General features: G+C 56.6%; 1 protein-coding gene. It reads right to left on the bottom strand.

The window, feature by feature from the left end:
- Positions 1-579 (bottom strand): GTP-binding protein (locus VF694_RS16415; protein ID WP_440164912.1); only part of this gene is annotated, 579 nt, incomplete at both ends.

The raw sequence follows: 579 nt of genomic DNA, 5'->3' as shown, positions 1-579 counted from the left end.
CGCTTCGGCCAGAGCCAGAACAGCTTGGCTGCCCAGTGGGCCTTCGTCGCCTTCCAGAGCCAGTTTGGCCGAACCCTTGATGATCGGGGTGTCGTCGCCAGGGAAGTCGTACTTGGACAACAGCTCACGAACTTCCATTTCAACCAGTTCGATCAGCTCTTCGTCATCAACCATGTCGGCCTTGTTCAGGAACACGATGATGTAAGGAACGCCAACCTGACGGCTCAGCAGGATGTGCTCGCGAGTCTGGGGCATTGGGCCGTCAGCGGCCGAGCAAACCAAGATAGCGCCGTCCATCTGGGCAGCACCGGTAATCATGTTCTTGACGTAGTCAGCGTGGCCGGGGCAGTCAACGTGAGCGTAGTGACGGTTAGGCGTTTCGTACTCAACGTGCGACGTGCTGATGGTGATACCACGTGCTTTTTCTTCAGGGGCGTTATCGATCTGCGAGTAATCGCGTGCTTCGCCGCCGTATGCCTTGGACAGAACCGTGCAGATTGCAGCGGTCAGAGTGGTTTTACCGTGGTCAACGTGACCGATAGTACCGACGTTGACGTGCGGTTTAGTCCGTTCAAACTT

Source organism: Alcaligenes sp. Lyrl_28, from assembly GCF_051948705.1.
GTDB classification, from domain to species: domain Bacteria; phylum Pseudomonadota; class Gammaproteobacteria; order Burkholderiales; family Burkholderiaceae_B; genus Alcaligenes; species Alcaligenes ammonioxydans.
This window is presented reverse-complemented; position numbering and strand designations above follow the sequence as displayed.